Origin of the sequence: Micromonospora sp. CA-240977, assembly GCF_050942285.1 — a bacterium.
Classification (GTDB): domain Bacteria; phylum Actinomycetota; class Actinomycetes; order Mycobacteriales; family Micromonosporaceae; genus Micromonospora.
The window spans coordinates 1,487,750-1,503,449 of record NZ_CP192055.1; the positions used below are offsets into that span (position 1 = coordinate 1,487,750).

The following is a 15,700-nucleotide window of genomic DNA, read 5'->3' on the forward strand; positions in this document are numbered from 1 at the left end:
CGGTCGGCCGCATCCGAGGGAAGGCGCTGTAGCGAGCGGTATACCTCAAAGCCATATTGATAGCTCTGGGGCATACCGCTTTTAGCCATTCGATGAGGCGACGTCCAGCCAGACGGTGGTCACTCCTCCGACGGCGAGCCAATCACGGCGTTGGTGCCACTTGTCGGCGAGGTGTCGAACTCCGGGCTGTCCTGAGAGGAAATGGCGGTGGAGACGAGACTAGCGGCGACCGGCTGCACGGGCGTGACGTCTTCCGGCGTGCGCAGGCGTGGCGGCGCGGGCATCCACGGCTTCAGGTTCTGGATGATCTGCTCGTAGAAGTCGTCGATCGCGTGGAGGACGGAGTCGATGAAAGCACCGCGTCCGCTGCCCCGTTTGGTTCCGGCTGTCGTGCTCTGGGCGACTCGGAAGGCCCGTAGCTCGCGGGCGGGGTCGGCGATAAGCGTCGTGGGCTCGGCACGGACCTGGCGCAGCAGATCGGTCGCGCCACCTCCCCGGGCGTGCATGGCGAACGCTTCGATCCGGACAGTCTCCGGCGCATCTTTCAGCTGGCGGATGAGCCAGTTCACTCTCGTGGTCGGTCGGCCGGTACGAGGGGCATCCACGTCGATATGGCAGGCGATCTGGCCGGCCCGCAGATCGGCCGTGACCTGAAGGTGGCCGACCGCGCCAGGGATCCTGATGCTGCCGGTCAGGGTTCCGGTCGTGACGAGCTGACTGACCAGCGTTTGGGTGCGTGCGGTCGGATCGGTGAGATCGCGGCGGCTCAGCGCGGGGGTGACATCAGTACCCAACTGCCTGCCGAGACGCAGACAGGCGTAGCGGATCAGGGCATCGAACCGGCTGGCCACGTCCGCCGCGCCGCTGTCCCCGGCCCGCAGCGTCCCGGCTGAAACTCCATCGCGTACCTGCACCCAGGCTGGCCCCATGTCGCTGAACTCCAGTGCGCCTGATCGGGGGTGCTCTAGGTACCTGATCAGTTCGCCCAGGATCCACGCCTGGTCCGGGTCAGCGACGCCGCGGTATTCCTTCTGAATCACCGCCTGGGTCAGGATCTCCGTCCAGGGCAGGTGGTACAGGGCGACCTTGCGCAGCTTTCGGCGATCGATCGCGGTCGGATGCTGACCCGGGACAGGGGCGATTTCGTTAGAGATTGTGATGAGGGCATCGAAGCCCTGCTCCCGGGCGATGTCCAGGTACGCCTCCAACTGCTCGGTCCTCAACGCGTTGCTGCCGGTCTTCACCTCGACCAGCGCGGTCCACTGCCGCTGCCCTCGCGTGACGCGGATGAGGCCATCCGGGAAGAACTGCTGGTTTCCGAGTTTGAATGGGACCTCGATGAAGGTCTGCACCGTTCCGGCCGGTGCGCCGAGGGATTGGGTTAGGGCCCGTCCGAACTCTCGCACCGCACTCATCACCGCCAGCAGGGCGGAGGTCGCCCGGCGTTCTTGTTCCTCCGCTCCGTTGATGCCGGATGTGGGGATCAGGCGGGCAGCGAGCCAGGTTTCCTCGGACATAAAAGTGACTCCTCGTAAAGGCGGTGGTACGAGAAGTTACTCGCGAGCCGAGGTGGAAAGCGGTGTGATCGTGGGCACGTACGAACGGAAAGAGTTGTCCAAACGGATTCCGGGCGGACCGCCCGGTCGACCCCGCTTGCCAGTCGGAGACGTCGACGTCAGCGCTTTGGTCTCTGTCGGCCAATCTGTCCGGTAGCTGACTGCGGGTAGGGCTGGCGGCGATCAGCTGATCGCTGACGGCTCACACTCGGTTGGCCAGCGCTACTGCCTCGGCGAGAAGTGCGTCTAGGTCGTCGTCGGCAACCGCGTCACCACCCAGGATGGCTAGGATTGCCAGCCCCTGGACTCGGCCGGCCATCTGCGGATCGATGGCCGTCTCGACATCGGGATCCAGGGCCGCCCGGATCAGTGTCTCGGCAGCGTTGGCGTCGATTTCTGGCGCACCGGTCGGAGCCGCTGCTCGCATCTCGGCCACGAACCGCATGATCTCACCGGGCGACGTCCGTTCATCGAAGCGTCGGTTGACCGCGAAGTAGAAGACCGCCCCCAGGAGGGTCGGGAAGCCGTCCCAGCCAAGCTGGTCGAGCCGAGCCTCAACCCGGTCGTTGGCATCGTGGTCGCCTCTGACCATCGTCCGGATGTAGTCGACCATTTCAGGGCTGCTCATCAAATCGCTTCCTTTCGCTGCGCTTTTTTGCCATGTTCCAGACACCTCGAAGGCCCACGACGACTGCGCCAGCAGCCATGATGACTGATGTGACGGGGTGTTCCAACTGGGGGCGGTCGACCGGCGGGCCAGGGTTGGCGGAGGTGGATGTCGTGCTTCCACTCGACCCCGAGCCCTTGATGCTCTTCTGTAACTCGCGAAGGCCAGTGGTGATCGACTGTTCGGTCCGCTTGAGAGTGTCCTCGGAATCGTCCGCCTTCTTGACGTGCCGGCGGAGGAACGCCTCGGCTTTTCGACTGCGGCCTTCCGCTTCCTCCACCAGGCGCTCGCCGGACGGCGATGCAGCATCTTCCGGTCCGGAGGTCGCGGCACCGGGGGCGATGGTGTTGACGTACCCGCTGATGTGCCGGGCAGCGTCGGCCAGGAGGCGGGCGTAGCGGCCGGCTTTGTCGCGGGCCACCTCGGCGTCCGTGATGGCGGCGCGTAACCGCTGGTCACTGCTACCCCGTTGCACTTCGGCCAGGTGTGTCAGGGCCTGCTCCGCGTCGGTCCGGGCGCGCAGCGCCGTGACGGCGGCGGCGTCGAGCTTTCCGCGTACGGCGAGGAGCTGCGCGATCAGCTCGGCGATGCTGCCAGTCATCCGAGCCGGGTGAGGTAGGCGGATGCGTGATTGGCGGCGTTGTCGAAGCGGCGGCGGGTGGGTTCGACCTCCGCAGCGGCAGCATTGAGCGCCTCGTGGACCGCCGTCACGTCCTCGTTCTGGCTGCCCTGCAATATGGCGACCGCCGTGCGGGTCGATGCCTCCGCCTCAGAGGCAGCCTGGTCGAACACCCGCCGTCCCTGACGGGCCGCTTCGATCGCGGCGCGAAGGGACGCCTTGACCTCACCAACGCTCATCGTGGCAATCGGTGCTCAGCCGAGGACGCTGATGTAGCGGCGCGCCGCCTCCGAGCTGCCCTGCACGAGAGCCATGGCTTCGGCCAGGCGCTGCTTGCTCTGCTCGCCTCGGGCGATGGCCTCGGCGATGGTCGGATGCCCGGTGCCGACGGAGATGGCGCGTAGTCGGGTCAGCATCTGTTCGGTGTTGTCGGCGGCGGCCCGGATCTGACTGATCGTGGCGTTGCCCTGCTCGGCGGCCTGCATCAGCGCGGCCTTGACTTCCTCGATGCTGGCCATGCCGTCCTCCGTCTGACGATCGCGCCAACGAGTTCACGTTTGCGTGGTCGGACGGACACTATCGGAGATGAAGGCGGCACGCAGTCCCGTGAAGGGTGGGCGTCTCAAACGACCCCGAGACGCCCATCAAGCCGTCAATGGGTAGGACGGGTGGTGCCCAGGAAAGCCGCCCAGGCGGTGGGGGTGAAGGTGAGTGCCGGGCCGTGCGGGTCTTTGCTGTCGCGGACGGCCACGATGCCAGGCAGATTGTCGGCGACCTCGACACACTCGCCGCCGTTGCTGCCGCTCCGGGTGCTCTTGCGCCAGCGGGCACCGCGCAAATCAACCATGATGGACCTCCCCGATGATCTTATTGATCAAGTGCCTTGATTGTCCTTCATCGAGAGCGAGCTGATCCAGGCTTGCCCACACATTCTCGTAGGCAGCGAACTCCTCGGGTCGGTCGAGATACAGCGCACCCGTCCACAACTCGCTGTAGACCGCCGGCGGCTCGGGAGTCGCGCGGTTTCCTAGCGGGAAGTTGAGCATCACGAAGGAACCCGCCTCGACACCACGGTGCAGGCCTGCGGTGAGGGGCAGGATTCGGATCGTGTTGGTCGTCGTATTGCCCAGCTCCAGCAGGTGGTGGAGCTGCTGCGCCATCGTCTCGGAGCTGCCCACCGTGCGCAACAAGGCGGCCTCGGAAAGGATCACCTCCAGCTTCGGAGGCGGCGGCAGGCGACGTCTCAGTAGAGCCTGGCGTTGCAGCCTGACCTGGACCAAGCGCTCCCGCTCTTCGTCACTCACCTCCGTGCGGTGCTGATAGACCCCGAGTGCGTAGCCCTGGTGCTGTAGCAGGCCCGGCACCATTGCTTCGTTGAAGAACCGGAGTCTCGACGCGGCGGTTCCAGCCCCACGTACAGCTCGAACCACTCGGGGACGGCATCGCCGTACGCGTGCCACCAGCCCCTTGCCCTGGTCTCGCCGGCCAGGGAGGTCAGTGCCCGGGTCAGCTCGCCCGTCGCTCCGTACAGCTCGCACATGGCCCGCACGTCGACGCCGCGCACCGAGCCGAGCCCGCTCTCGATCCGCCACACCTTCTGCCGGCTGCACTCCAGCGTCTCGGCGGCGGCGTCGAGCGTTATCCCCGCCTCGGTGCGCAGGTCACGCAGTGCCCGGCCGAGCTGTCGTCGGGGCACCGTCGAGCCCATGTCGTCGGCCACGCGGCTCTCCTCTCTGTTGAATTCTGCAACATCCCGACGGTCGTTCTGCAACAGGGGAATGTTGCCCACAATTAACGGAACAGTGTGAGTCGACATTCATTGCGATAGCGCCTCTGACCTTACAAGATGGGTCCGACAAAGGCGACGGCCGCACAATTTCCGTCGTCCGTCAATTGTCCAAGTAATCGGTCAGTGAGGAGAAGGCGTGCGCGCGTTTCTTCGAGCCGAGCCGGCGGCCCGTCGGTGAGCCCCCGCTGGGTGGCGCACCTGCCGTTCACCGCCGCCGACCTGCCGGCCGCCCAGCACTTCGCGGGCACCCTGGCCCGTTCCCTGAGCTTTCTGTCCGAGGTGGACGCGGGGGAGACGACCGTGTCGGCAGAGGACGCGCAGGGCGTACACCATCGGGTCTTCTGCGACCTGCCGCTCGACGGCGGCCGGCGGTGCGTGCGCCGCGTCGAGCACGACGGTGACTGCGCTGCCCGGCGGTGCCGGTGACCGGCGTGCCCGTCGTCACCTGCCCCGACTGTGACGGGATGACCTTCACGCTGGACCCGTGTCGGTGCACCACCTACGGCGACCGGTTCCTCGTCGACGCCGACATCCCCGGATCGCCTCGGGAGGCGTACCGGAGCTGTGAGCAGTGCCGGGGCGCGGGCCGCGTCGCGTACCCCTGTCATCGCTGCGACCGGCGCGGCCGGCGGCGGGCGCAGTTCGTGGTCACCGTCGCCAACCTGGACACCGGCGCGGTCGCGTCCCACCAGGTCGTGCCCGGCGGCCTCGACCCCCACCGCGACCCGGCGGGCCACTGGGTGGTCGATCTTGCTTTTCGGGTACGCGAACTCGCCGCCAGCGTCGGCGCGGTCGTGACCGACACCGACACGCCGTCGCTGTGGCTGTCCCAGCAGTGGCGACCCGACCTGCCTGCGGCGCAGCGGTACGAGTTGGAGGCCCACGCCATTCTGCGGGCCGATCACGCACCGTGGCGGCTGGTGCTGGGCCGGTCCACCGCCACGCCTGCGGTCGACCCGGCCACCCGGCTGGCCCGGCTCTGCGCGCTGGCCGACCTGCTGCTGCTCGACCTGGTCGTCGAGGCCCGTCGGCAGGGTGGGGGGTTCGGTTGGGCTGTCCGGTACGAGGTGCCCGGATCACCGGCGCCGCCTGGGTCGCCCGGCTGGTGCCGGGGCCTGCCGGAGACGCTGATCGACACCGATGTGGCCGATGCGCTCACCGGGCTCGCCGAGCGCGGTCGGACCGCCCCCGCCCGGCTGCTGCGCCCCGACTCGCCGCGCCCGCCTGCTGCCTCACCCGTGGACGTCGATCGGCTCGAACGGCGCGTCCTCGCCGACTGTGTCGACCCGGCCGGCGGCGACGACCTGCCCGGTGCGCAGGCAGTCTGGCGGGCCGGTCGCTGGTGGCACACCACCCTGCGCCCCGGCGAGCCGGTGGAGATCCTCGCGGAGCAGCCCACCGGTCAGGTGGTCCGCCGCGTGCACGTGCCGGTGACCCGCGGCTACGAACCACCCGACCCGCCCTGGCTGGGTGAACCCGTCGACTGGCGACCTTGCCCGGACTGCCGGCCCGGAAGCCGGCTGCGTGCCTGCGACTGCCGGCTCGGCGGGCGTCCCGCCGACTCCGACTGTCCTCACTGTTCCGGTGCCGGCCTGCGTCCGTCGGCGCTGCACTGCTTCACCTGCGGCGACACCCACCGGCTACACCAGGCCGCGCTGGTCACCCTCACCGACCTGCGGCACCGGGTGATGCACCTGACCTGGCAGGCCGGCACGCCCGAGGTCGCCCCACTGGTCGCCACCCAGCCCAACGGTCGGCCCGTGGTGCAACTTCCCAACCGCTACCGGCTCGGCGCCTGCGCTGCCACCCTTGGCGCGCGACCCGAGGACCTTGCCGACGTCGACGGCGGGTTCGAGATCGGCAAGGATCTGCGCGACGGGTACGTCACCCTGCCCCGGGCCGACGTCGACCCGGTGGCCGAGCAGATCCGCACCGCCGGGCGGGGCACCGCAGCGGGCCGACTGATCGTGGTGGCGGCACCTCCGGATGCGCCACCGCTGGCCGAGTTGCTGCGGCTCGCCCTCGGGCTCGACCTGGCCCTCGTGGTGGGCGTACGCGACTGGCGGCACCACGCCGGTGACCCCTTGCTGGCCGAGGGTCTGCGCTGGTCGGTCGAGGTGCAGCCGCGTGACGCGTCGGTGAGCCCCGACCACCTGCCCTACCGGCCGAGCCTGGCCGCCGCCCTCGCCTGGTGCCGGGAATGTCTGACCGACGCCGTCGCCGGGGCCGCCCCGACCGACCTGGCGACTCCCATTTCGGTGCCCGGTTCGGGGCCACGCGGCATCGTCGCCGACCCCGAGCCGGATCTGCTGCGGCTCGCCGCCCGGCATGCCGGGCAGGCGCTCACCGTGCGCTTCACCCGTGACGGCTGTGCCGTGCACCTGCACGACGACGACGGGGTACGCCTCCTCGCCCGAGCCCGCGACCTGGGCAGCCTGCGGTAGGACCCAGCCCATCCTCATTGGCGCCGCCATCAACCTCGTCACCGGATAGCGGGCTCGCCGCACCACGGACCGTGAGGTGGCATGTTCGCTTTGCCAAGCTCTGGCACGTTATCGATGCTGATCACCCTGACGTTTTCCTTACCTGCAGTCACATAACCTTCCGGTGTTCCTGGCCGTGATCGATCGTGGAGGTTGTAAGGTGCGGATCAACGGACGGCTGCTCGTGCCGATCTCGTTGGCGCTGGTGTTGGCGGCCGCCGCGTGTGGCACGGCGTCGGCGCCGGCCTTGGGGCGGGCCGAGGTCCCGCGCTCAGGTGCGAGCGACCCGCGTGGGGGTGCGAGCCCCAGCGATATGCCGACCGTCAGCCCGAGTCCGGAGATCCCGACCGACGCGGAGATTCCCACCCGGGCCGCCGGCACCTTCACCACCGCCACCGCCACCGGCAGCGATCGGGTGATCGGCAAGGGCAAGAAGCGGGTGCGCTACAGCGTCTCGGTGGAGAAGGGGATCGCCTGGGGTGACATCCCCGCCTGGAAGCCGGACCGGTTCGCCGAGAGCATCGAGCAGGTGTTGGCCGCGCCGAACGGGTGGGCTGATTCGGCGCAGCACCCGGTCACCAATGACGCGGTGAACCTGACCCGGGCGTCGTGGTCCTTCCAGCGGGTCAGCACCGGACGCATCGACGTCGACGTCCGGCTCGCGACGCCGAGGACGGTGGACCGGCTGTGCGGTGCGAGCGGCGTCGACACCGAGGGGGTCTACTCCTGCAAGTACGGCAAGACCATCATGATCAATCTGCGGCGTTGGCTCCAGGGCTCGCCGGGATACCCGGTCAGCATCGAGGAGTACCACGCTGGCGTCATCAACCACGAGTTCGGCCACTTCCTCGGCTTCGCGCACATGAAGTGCGGCGACCCCGGCAAGCCGGGGCCGGTCATGATGACGCAGACGATCGACCTGGGCGGGTGCCTGCCCAACGTCAGCCCGTTCGCCGGAAACGGGCAGTTCGTCAGCGGACCGTGGGCGCCGTCCTGACCGAGGGTCCCCCGCATCCTCGCCCTCGGCGATTGAAGACTTCTTCAAGTGCTAAAGTCTTCGCATCGATCGGGAGAGGTGCTCATGTCGGTCCCGCTGTACCAGGCGAAGGCGGAACTCTTCCGCACCCTCGGGCACCCGGTGCGCATCCGGGTCCTCGAACTGCTCCAGGACGGCCCGAAGCCGGTCCGCGACCTGCTGGCCGTGATCGAGGTCGAGGCCTCCAACCTCTCCCAGCAACTCGCCGTGCTGCGCCGCGCCGGGATGGTCACCTCGCACCGCGACGGTCCCCTCGTCATGTATGCGCTCAGCACCCCGGACGTGGCCGACCTGCTCGCCGCCGGGCGGCGGATCCTCGGCGCGGTCCTCACCGACCGGGACGGCCTCCTCGGGGAACTGCGCGCCACCGGCGCGGACAGGTGAGCGGCGCCCTCCCGCTAGCCCGAGAGCGGCTCCTCGGGCTGCTGCCCGGCCGGGCCGACTGGGCGGCGGTCCACCGTTCACCGCGCCGGGACCTGCTGGCCGGGCTCACCGTGGCGGTGGTGGCGCTGCCGCTGGCACTGGCGTTCGGCGTCACCTCGGGACTGGGCGCCCAGGCCGGGCTGATCACCGCCGTGATCGCCGGTGCGGTGGCTGCCGTCTTCGGCGGCTCCAACCTCCAGGTCTCCGGGCCGACCGGGGCGATGACAGTGGTGCTGGTGCCGGTGGTGCACCAGTTCGGAGCCACCGGCGTGCTCATGGTCGGGGCGATGGCCGGCCTGCTGTTGATCGCGCTCGCCGTGGCCCGCCTGGGCCGGTACGTCCGCTACCTACCCACCCCGGTGCTTGAGGGTTTCACCGCCGGCATCGCCGTGGTGATCGCGCTGCAACAGGTGCCCGCCGCACTCGGCGTCGGCGACGCGCACGGGGAGAAGGTCTGGGCCGTCGCCTTCGACGCGGTCGCCCGTTTCGTCGTACACCCGCGACCGGCCGCGCTCGCGGTGGCCCTCGCCGTCGCGGCGCTGATGCTGCTGGGTGCCCGGTGGCGACCCGGCCTGCCATTCTCCCTGCTCGGCGTGGGGGCTGCCACCGTCCTCGCCGAGGTCATCCCGGTCGATCTGGCCCGGATCGGCGTGCTGCCGCAGGGCCTGCCCGCGCCCTCGCTCGACTTCCTCGACCTCGACGCGTTGGGCGTGCTGCTGCCCAGCGCTCTCGCCGTCGCCGCGCTCGCCGCCCTGGAGAGCCTGCTCTCCGCCACCGTCGCCGACGGCATGACCGTCGGTGAGCGGCATGACCCGGACCGGGAATTGTTCGGTCAGGGGCTGGCCAACCTCGCCGCCCCCCTCTTCGGTGGCATCCCGGCGACCGCCGCCATCGCCCGGACAGCGGTGAACGTCCGGGCCGGGGCGGCCTCGAAGTTGGCGGCCCTCACCCACGCCGTCGCCCTCGCGGCGATCGTGTTGGCCGCCGCGCCGTTGGTCGGCCGGATCCCGCTCGCCGCCCTGGCCGGGGTGCTGCTGGCCACCACCGTCCGGATGGTGGAGGCCGGCTCGCTGTGGGCGCTGGCCCGGGCCACCCGGGGTGATGCGGTCGTGCTGGTACTCACCTTCGCCGTCACCGTGATCTGGGACCTCGTCACCGCCGTCGCGGTCGGCGTCGGCGTCGCCGTGGTGCTCGCCCTGCGTGCGGTGGCCCGCAGCGCCCGCCTGGAGCAGGTGCCCCTCGACCCCGGTGAACACAGCGCCGAGGAGTACGCGCTGCTCACCGAACACATCGTCGCCTACCGGCTGGACGGGCCGCTCTTCTTCGCCGCGGCCCACACCTTCCTCCTCGAACTCTCCGAGGTCACCGACGTCCGTGTCGTCATCCTGCGGATGTCCCGGGTGACCACCATGGACGCCACCGGCGCGCATGTCCTCGGCGATGCGATCCGGCGGCTACGCGGACGCGGGATCACCGTCCTGCTCTCCGGCATCACCCCAGCCCACGGCCAGGTCCTCGCCATCCTCGGAGTGGCTGACGACCTACGCCGCGAGGGGTTGGTCTTCCCCGACACCCCGGCCGCGATCCGCCACGCCCGGGGGGCCGCGCTCGCTGCGGTGGCCGACTCGACTGGCCGGTTGTGACGGCGGAGAAAGGCCGACCCGGCGCACCTGCGAGGCGACCCGCCACTGGTCGACGGGCAGGTGGCGGAAACGGCGCTGCCCGGCCGGGCGCGTCTCCGCGCCGGCCGGGCAGCATTCCGGTCCTGATCAGTTGCTGCCGGTCAGGCCCTGCAGACCCTTGAGCATCTCGGCGAAGTCGAGGGTCTCCGCCGTCGGCGGCGCCTCGATGGTCACCGCCTTGCCGTAGTCGGTGTAGTCCATCACCAGGTCGCCAAGCGGGCCCATCTTCAGCGCCGCCCGGCGAGGCCGGTACTGCTCGTCGACCCACAGGTCGGTGGTGATCTCCTTGACGCCCATCTTGGTCATCTGCTCCTCGACGCCCGCCCGCAGCTTGGCGTCGACCTGCGCGAGGTAGGTCGTCAACGGCGTGGTGACGGTGTAGTGGACGGTGGCCGCCCCGTTCACCGTCTCCTGCCCGACCACCTTCGTGCCCTCGGTGGCGAGCAGCGTCTTGACCTGCTTGGTCGGGTCGATGTCCTCGAACTGCTTGCCGAAGTTCATCCCGGCCTGCTTGCCGGCGGCGCTCAGGTCCATCTTCATCCAGCGCTTGCCGTTCATCTCCGCGCGGTCCTCCGCCGGAATCTCGACGTAGATGACCGCGCCGATCATCCGGACGATCGTCGAGGCGCCCTGCTCGTCAGTCGTCGTCATATCGGCCTTGACCGGGTCGCCGAGGTCCAGGACGCCCTTCATCGAGACCTTCTCGCCGCCCGCCGTGCCCGTCATCGTCACGGTCACCGAGTCACTCTTGTCGGTGGCCTCGGCGGTCTTCTGCAGCGACCCCTTCAGGTCACTGGCCAGCAGCTCCAGGACGTTGGGCTGCTTCGGCGACTCGGATCCGCCGGACGTCGTGCCGCACGCGGAGACAGCGAGCGCGGTGAGCGCCGAGACCGCCACCGCCACGGACTTCTTGCCAAATGCCACGTACACGCCTCTTCCCCGCAGGAATCCGGGGCCTTCCCCGAATTGACCGACGACACGCTAGCCCACCCGACCGACATTCGGGGACCGCGTTTCGCAGCGGACACCGCCGATATCGGGGTATCCACGCCAGTGAGATACCCCGATATCAGCGGTCCTGTGGTGACTGTGCGCCGACGGGTGTCGCGTTACTCCGGGACGCGGCGGTAGGCGCCGTCGCTGGCCGAGGTGGCCATCGAGGCGTACGCGCGCAGCGCCGCCGACACCGGTCGCTGCCGGTTGGCCGGGGTGTACGGCTTGTCGCGCTTCTCCTCGGCCACCCGGCGCGCCTCCAACTCGTCGGCCGGCACGTTCAGCTCGATGGACCGGCCCGGGATGTCGATGACGATCTCGTCGCCCTCACGGACCAGGGCGATCAGCCCGCCGGAGGCCGCCTCGGGGGAGGCGTGGCCGATGGAGAGCCCGGAGGTGCCGCCGGAGAAGCGGCCGTCGGTGAGCAGCGCGCAGGACCGGCCCAGCCCGCGACCCTTCAGGAACGAGGTGGGGTAGAGCATCTCCTGCATGCCCGGCCCGCCCCGGGGGCCCTCGTACCGGATCACCACGACGTCGCCCGCGACGATCTCCTTGGCGAGGATCGCGGTCACCGCGTCGTCCTGCGACTCGTAGACCTTTGCCGGGCCACGGAAGGTCAGGCAGTCGTCCGGCACCCCGGCGGTCTTCACCACGCAGCCGTCCGGAGCCAGGTTGCCGTGCAGGATGGCCAGGCCGCCGTCGGCGGAGTAGGCGTGCTCGCGGTCCCGGATGCAGCCGCCGGCCGCGTCGGTGTCCAGCGACGACCACCGGTTGGTGGTGGAGAACGGCTCGACGGTACGCACGCCGCCGGGCGCCGCGTGGAACAGCTCGACCGCCGTCGGGGTCGGGGAGCCGCCGCGCACGTCCCAGTCGGTCAGCCACTGGGCCAACGAGGGGGAGTGCACAGCGTGCACGTCCCGGTTGAGCTGCCCGGCCCGGTCCAGTTCGCCGAGGATCGCGGGGATGCCGCCGGCCCGGTGCACGTCTTCCATGTGGTAGTTCGGCGAGTTCGGCGCGACCTTCGCCAGGCAGGGCACCCGCCGGGAGATGGCGTCGATGTCGGTGACGCCGAAGTCCAGCTCGGCCTCGCGGGCCGCGGCGAGCAGGTGCAGCACCGTGTTCGTGGAGCCGCCCATCGCCACGTCCAGGGCGACAGCGTTCTCGAAGGCGGCCTTGGAGGCGACAGTGCGGGGCAGCACCGAGTCGTCGTCGCCGTCGTACCACCGCTTGGAGATCTCCACGACGGTGCGGCCGGCCTCGACGAAGAGGGACCGGCGTGCGGCGTGGGTGGCCAGCGTCGAGCCGTTGCCGGGCAGCGCCAGCCCGATGGCCTCGGTGAGGCAGTTCATCGAGTTGGCGGTGAACATGCCGGAGCACGAGCCGCAGGTCGGGCAGGCGGAGCGTTCGATCTCGCCGAGCTGCTCGTCGGTGACCGACTCGTTCGAGGAGGCGATCATCGCGTCGATCAGGTCGATCTTGCTGTGCACGACGCCCTCGATCGCCATCGTCTTGCCGGCCTCCATCGGGCCGCCGGAGACGAAGACGGTCGGGATGTTGAGCCGCAGCGCGGCCAGCAGCATCCCGGGGGTGATCTTGTCGCAGTTGGAGATGCAGACCAGGGCGTCGGCGCAGTGCGCGTTGACCATGTACTCCACCGCGTCGGCGATCAGCTCCCGGCTGGGCAGCGAGTAGAGCATGCCGCCGTGGCCCATCGCGATGCCGTCGTCGACGGCGATGGTGTTGAACTCCCGGCCCACCCCACCGGCCTCGGCGACCGCGTCGGCGACCAGGCCACCCATGTCCTTGAGGTGTACGTGACCAGGCACGAACTGGGTGAAACTGTTGGCGATGGCGACGATCGGCTTACCGAAATCGTCGTCGGTCATCCCGGTGGCCCGCCAGAGGGCCCGGGCGCCGGCCATCGTCCGACCGTGTGTGGAGGTCCTCGACCGCAGCTCAGGCATACGTACCAGCATGACACCGTCGCCGCGCCAACCCTCCCGCGAATGCGCCGTGTCCCAACAGTTGCACACCCAGCCCCCCACGGCGTGCGCCGATCCGGCACTCTTGAGGGCGTGCAACTCCCCCCGGGCATGGTCGCTGTCGCGGGGCTCAGCGGGCTCGTCGCCGCTGTGGCCGCCGCGCTGTTGACCATGGTCGCCTGGCGTCGCACCGGGCCACGTCGACCGGCCCACGTGCTGCTCGCGGCGGCGGCCGGGGTCGCCCTGCTCAGCCTGCTGGCCGGGGTGGTCGCCGCGCTCAACGCGAACCACCACTGGGCCCACGAGCAGGGGCAGCGCACGGGCTGGGCGACTGCGGTGGCGATCGGCACGGCGCTGAGTGGGCTGGCCTTCGCCGCCGGTCTCCTCCGGCTGCCGGGGGTGGCCGCCGCCGCGTCGGGCACGGCCCGGCTCGCCCTGGACGGGCTGGTCATGGCGGCGGCGCTGTGGTTCGTCGGCTGGGTGCTCTTCTCCGAGCCCACCCGACTGCTCGGCGCCGCGACCCCGACGGCCTGCCCGGCGATCCTGGTGGTCACGATCAGTGCCGCGCTCGGCGCCGGGCTCGTCGTGATCGTCATCTTCCGGGCCGCCGCCCCCCGTCGACGGCTCGCCACGCTGGGCGTCGGCATCAGCGCGGTCACCTGCGGCGGGATGGGCCTCAGCGCCGGGCTCTGCCAGACCGGGCCGACAATGGCGTTGACCGGTGCGGCGGTGCTCGCCGCCGGTCTGCTGACCGCGGCGCTCGCCGTGCACCGGGCCGACCGGCCGGGGCAGGTCGAGGTGGATCTGATCGGTCGCGACGGCGAGTACGCGATCGCCCCGATGGTCGCGATGGCCGCCTCGGCGATGTACCACCTCGCCCAGGACGGCCGCTTCACCGCGGCGGGCATCGTGGCCGGCAGCGTGGAGGGCTTCGCCCTGGTGGCACGTCAGTACCTCACCCTGCGCGACGTCCGGGGGTACGCGGGCCGCCTGGTCGAGCGGGAGGCGCACTTCCGCGAGCTGGCGCACACCGACCCGCTGACGTCGTTGGCCAACCGGCGCGGGTTGCTGCGCGCACTGCACGACAGCGCCGCGGCGGGCACTCCGTGCGTGCTGCTCGGTCTCGACCTGGACGGCTTCAAGAACGTCAACGACATGCGCGGCCACGACGTGGGTGACGCCGTGCTGGCCGAGGTGGGCCGGCGGCTGCGGGGCAACCTGCGCCCCGGCGACGTGGCCGCCCGGCTGGGCGGCGACGAGTTCGCCGTCCTCATGCAGGGCCGCCCGGCCGAGGCGGACCGCGTCGCCGAGCGGTTGCTCGGGGTGCTCAACCGGCCGTACGACGAGCCGGAGGGCCCGGTCTTCCTCTCGGTGAGCATCGGGGTGGCCGGGTGGGCCGGCGAGCCGGACGTGGAGCTGCTGTTGCGCCACGCCGACCTGGCGCTGCGCTACGCCAAGCAGCGCGGCAAGAACCGGATCGAACGCTACGACGCCGAGTACGACCAGCTGCTGCGCCGGCGTACGACGGTGGAGCACGAGCTGCGCGGCGCCATCGAGCGCGACGAGCTGCGGTTGGCTTTCCAGCCGGTGGCGTCGCTGCCGTCGGTGCGGCCGGTCGGGGCCGAGGCGCTGCTGCGCTGGCACCACCCCGAGCTGGGCAACGTCGGTCCGGACGAGTTCATCCCGCTCGCCGAGGAGTGCGGCATGATCGCCCCGCTGGGGGCGTGGGTGCTGCACCAGGCCTGCTACCAGCTCTCCCGTTGGCTTGCGGACGGCCACGACGTCTGGGTGTCGGTGAACGTCTCCCCGCGCGAGCTGCACGCCCCGGAGTACGTGGTCCAGGTCGCCGAGGCGCTGCGCGCCCACCACGTGCCGCCGCAGCGGCTGGTGCTGGAGGTCACCGAGCACGCGGTCGCCACCGACCTGGACGAGCTGGTCCGGCGGCTGACCGCGCTGCGGTTGACAGGTGTCCGGATCGCGCTCGACGACTTCGGGGCCGGCTACTCGTCGCTGGGGCAGTTGCGCCGGCTGCCGATCGACATCCTGAAGATCGACCACAGTCTGGTGGCCGAGCACGAGCCGGTCCGGCCGGTCGGCCAGGACGGTCCGGCGTTCGCCCCGATGGTCGACATCGTCATGCGACTGGGTCACCAACTGGGGCTGGAGGTGATCGCCGAGGGGGTGACCACGCCGACTGAGTTGGCCGCGGTGGTGGCCGCCGGCTGCCGTTTCGGCCAGGGCGCGCTCTTCGGCTGGGGGGTGCCGGCCGAGCACCTGGAGGCGATGCTGGAGGCGGCCACCTCACCGGGTGCGCGGTCCGCGCCGCTGCCCGCGCCACGCCGTGTTCCGAGCGGGTACGCGCAGGCCACCCCGCCTGCCGGTGGCGAGTCGCAGGGCGACGCGCCGACGTCCGTTGACCAACATGTGGGAGCAGTTGACTCATCGCGTGAGATGCGTCAGGCTTAGCCGC

Annotated in this window: 14 protein-coding genes and 1 pseudogene; 6 read left to right on the top strand and 9 right to left on the bottom strand. The window is 70.4% G+C overall.

The window, feature by feature from the left end:
• Positions 1-119: 119 nt before the first annotated feature.
• The 7 genes and pseudogenes from ACQPWW_RS06985 to ACQPWW_RS07015 all read right to left on the bottom strand — a co-directional run bounded on the left by ACQPWW_RS06985 (position 120) and on the right by ACQPWW_RS07015 (position 4,562).
• The gene (locus tag ACQPWW_RS06985; RefSeq protein ID WP_433130296.1) at positions 120-1,517 is read right to left on the bottom strand and encodes a stress response protein; all 1,398 of its coding nucleotides are present in this window, start codon (positions 1,515-1,517) and stop codon (positions 120-122) included.
• Between the two features lie 241 nt (positions 1,518-1,758).
• Positions 1,759-2,169 carry a hypothetical protein gene (locus ACQPWW_RS06990; protein WP_433130298.1) on the bottom strand — a complete coding sequence of 137 codons (411 nt, stop codon included), beginning with the start codon at positions 2,167-2,169 and terminating at the stop codon, positions 1,759-1,761.
• A gap of 1 nt (position 2,170) precedes the next feature.
• The gene (locus ACQPWW_RS06995; protein ID WP_433130300.1) at positions 2,171-2,824 is read right to left on the bottom strand and encodes a hypothetical protein; all 654 of its coding nucleotides are present in this window, start codon (positions 2,822-2,824) and stop codon (positions 2,171-2,173) included.
• Complete coding sequence (locus tag ACQPWW_RS07000) at positions 2,821-3,081, bottom strand: hypothetical protein (protein WP_433130302.1); 261 nt, start codon at positions 3,079-3,081, stop codon at positions 2,821-2,823. The genes ACQPWW_RS06995 and ACQPWW_RS07000 overlap by 4 nt, the downstream gene beginning before the upstream one ends.
• Before the next feature lie 15 nt (positions 3,082-3,096).
• Complete coding sequence (locus ACQPWW_RS07005; RefSeq protein WP_433130304.1) at positions 3,097-3,360, bottom strand: hypothetical protein; 264 nt, start codon at positions 3,358-3,360, stop codon at positions 3,097-3,099.
• 134 nt (positions 3,361-3,494) lie between these two features.
• Entirely contained in the window at positions 3,495-3,689 is a 195-nt protein-coding gene (locus ACQPWW_RS07010) for a DUF397 domain-containing protein (RefSeq protein WP_433130306.1), read from the bottom strand.
• Positions 3,682-4,562: pseudogene (locus ACQPWW_RS07015) on the bottom strand (helix-turn-helix domain-containing protein). The gene ACQPWW_RS07010 and the pseudogene ACQPWW_RS07015 overlap by 8 nt, the downstream one beginning before the upstream one ends.
• Positions 4,563-4,805: 243 nt before the next feature.
• Between ACQPWW_RS07015 and ACQPWW_RS07020 the strand changes: the two are divergent.
• From ACQPWW_RS07020 to ACQPWW_RS07040, 5 genes are all read left to right on the top strand, one after another.
• The gene (locus tag ACQPWW_RS07020) at positions 4,806-5,057 is read left to right on the top strand and encodes a hypothetical protein (protein WP_433130308.1); all 252 of its coding nucleotides are present in this window, start codon (positions 4,806-4,808) and stop codon (positions 5,055-5,057) included.
• 38 nt (positions 5,058-5,095) lie between these two features.
• Positions 5,096-7,075 (top strand): hypothetical protein, encoded by a 1,980-nt coding sequence (locus ACQPWW_RS07025; protein ID WP_433130310.1) that lies wholly within the window; start codon positions 5,096-5,098, stop codon positions 7,073-7,075.
• 199 nt (positions 7,076-7,274) lie between these two features.
• Entirely contained in the window at positions 7,275-8,111 is an 837-nt protein-coding gene (locus ACQPWW_RS07030) for a DUF3152 domain-containing protein (RefSeq protein WP_433130312.1), read from the top strand.
• 84 nt (positions 8,112-8,195) lie between these two features.
• Complete coding sequence (locus tag ACQPWW_RS07035) at positions 8,196-8,534, top strand: ArsR/SmtB family transcription factor (protein WP_112604395.1); 339 nt, start codon at positions 8,196-8,198, stop codon at positions 8,532-8,534.
• The gene (locus ACQPWW_RS07040; RefSeq protein WP_433130314.1) at positions 8,531-10,216 is read left to right on the top strand and encodes a SulP family inorganic anion transporter; all 1,686 of its coding nucleotides are present in this window, start codon (positions 8,531-8,533) and stop codon (positions 10,214-10,216) included. The genes ACQPWW_RS07035 and ACQPWW_RS07040 overlap by 4 nt, the downstream gene beginning before the upstream one ends.
• Before the next feature lie 126 nt (positions 10,217-10,342).
• Here ACQPWW_RS07040 and ACQPWW_RS07045 read toward each other — a convergent pair whose 3' ends face one another.
• Both ACQPWW_RS07045 and ilvD read right to left on the bottom strand, forming a co-directional pair.
• A complete protein-coding gene (locus ACQPWW_RS07045) occupies positions 10,343-11,185 on the bottom strand; it encodes a hypothetical protein (RefSeq protein WP_433130316.1) in 843 nt (280 codons plus the stop codon).
• 179 nt (positions 11,186-11,364) lie between these two features.
• Positions 11,365-13,212 carry a dihydroxy-acid dehydratase gene (gene ilvD / locus ACQPWW_RS07050; protein ID WP_433130318.1) on the bottom strand — a complete coding sequence of 616 codons (1,848 nt, stop codon included), beginning with the start codon at positions 13,210-13,212 and terminating at the stop codon, positions 11,365-11,367.
• Between the two features lie 111 nt (positions 13,213-13,323).
• On the opposite strand from ilvD, the gene ACQPWW_RS07055 reads away from it, so the two are divergent.
• Positions 13,324-15,696, top strand: a complete 2,373-nt coding sequence (locus ACQPWW_RS07055; protein WP_433130320.1) for a putative bifunctional diguanylate cyclase/phosphodiesterase — start codon at positions 13,324-13,326, stop codon at positions 15,694-15,696.
• Positions 15,697-15,700 lie beyond the last annotated feature (4 nt).

What these genes read in the sequence shown, in the direction of transcription:
- ACQPWW_RS06985 (WP_433130296.1), bottom strand. Translation starts at nt 1,517, where the DNA reads ATGTCCGAGGAAACCTGGCTCGCTGCCCGCCTGATCCCCACATCCGGC.
- ACQPWW_RS06990 (WP_433130298.1), bottom strand. Translation starts at nt 2,169, where the DNA reads ATGGTCGACTACATCCGGACGATGGTCAGAGGCGACCACGATGCCAAC.
- ACQPWW_RS06995 (WP_433130300.1), bottom strand. Translation starts at nt 2,824, where the DNA reads ATGACTGGCAGCATCGCCGAGCTGATCGCGCAGCTCCTCGCCGTACGC.
- ACQPWW_RS07000 (WP_433130302.1), bottom strand. Translation starts at nt 3,081, where the DNA reads ATGAGCGTTGGTGAGGTCAAGGCGTCCCTTCGCGCCGCGATCGAAGCG.
- ACQPWW_RS07005 (WP_433130304.1), bottom strand. Translation starts at nt 3,360, where the DNA reads ATGGCCAGCATCGAGGAAGTCAAGGCCGCGCTGATGCAGGCCGCCGAG.
- ACQPWW_RS07010 (WP_433130306.1), bottom strand. Translation starts at nt 3,689, where the DNA reads ATGGTTGATTTGCGCGGTGCCCGCTGGCGCAAGAGCACCCGGAGCGGC.
- ACQPWW_RS07025 (WP_433130310.1), top strand. Translation starts at nt 5,096, where the DNA reads ATGACCTTCACGCTGGACCCGTGTCGGTGCACCACCTACGGCGACCGG.
- ACQPWW_RS07035 (WP_112604395.1), top strand. Translation starts at nt 8,196, where the DNA reads ATGTCGGTCCCGCTGTACCAGGCGAAGGCGGAACTCTTCCGCACCCTC.
- ilvD (WP_433130318.1), bottom strand. Translation starts at nt 13,212, where the DNA reads ATGCCTGAGCTGCGGTCGAGGACCTCCACACACGGTCGGACGATGGCC.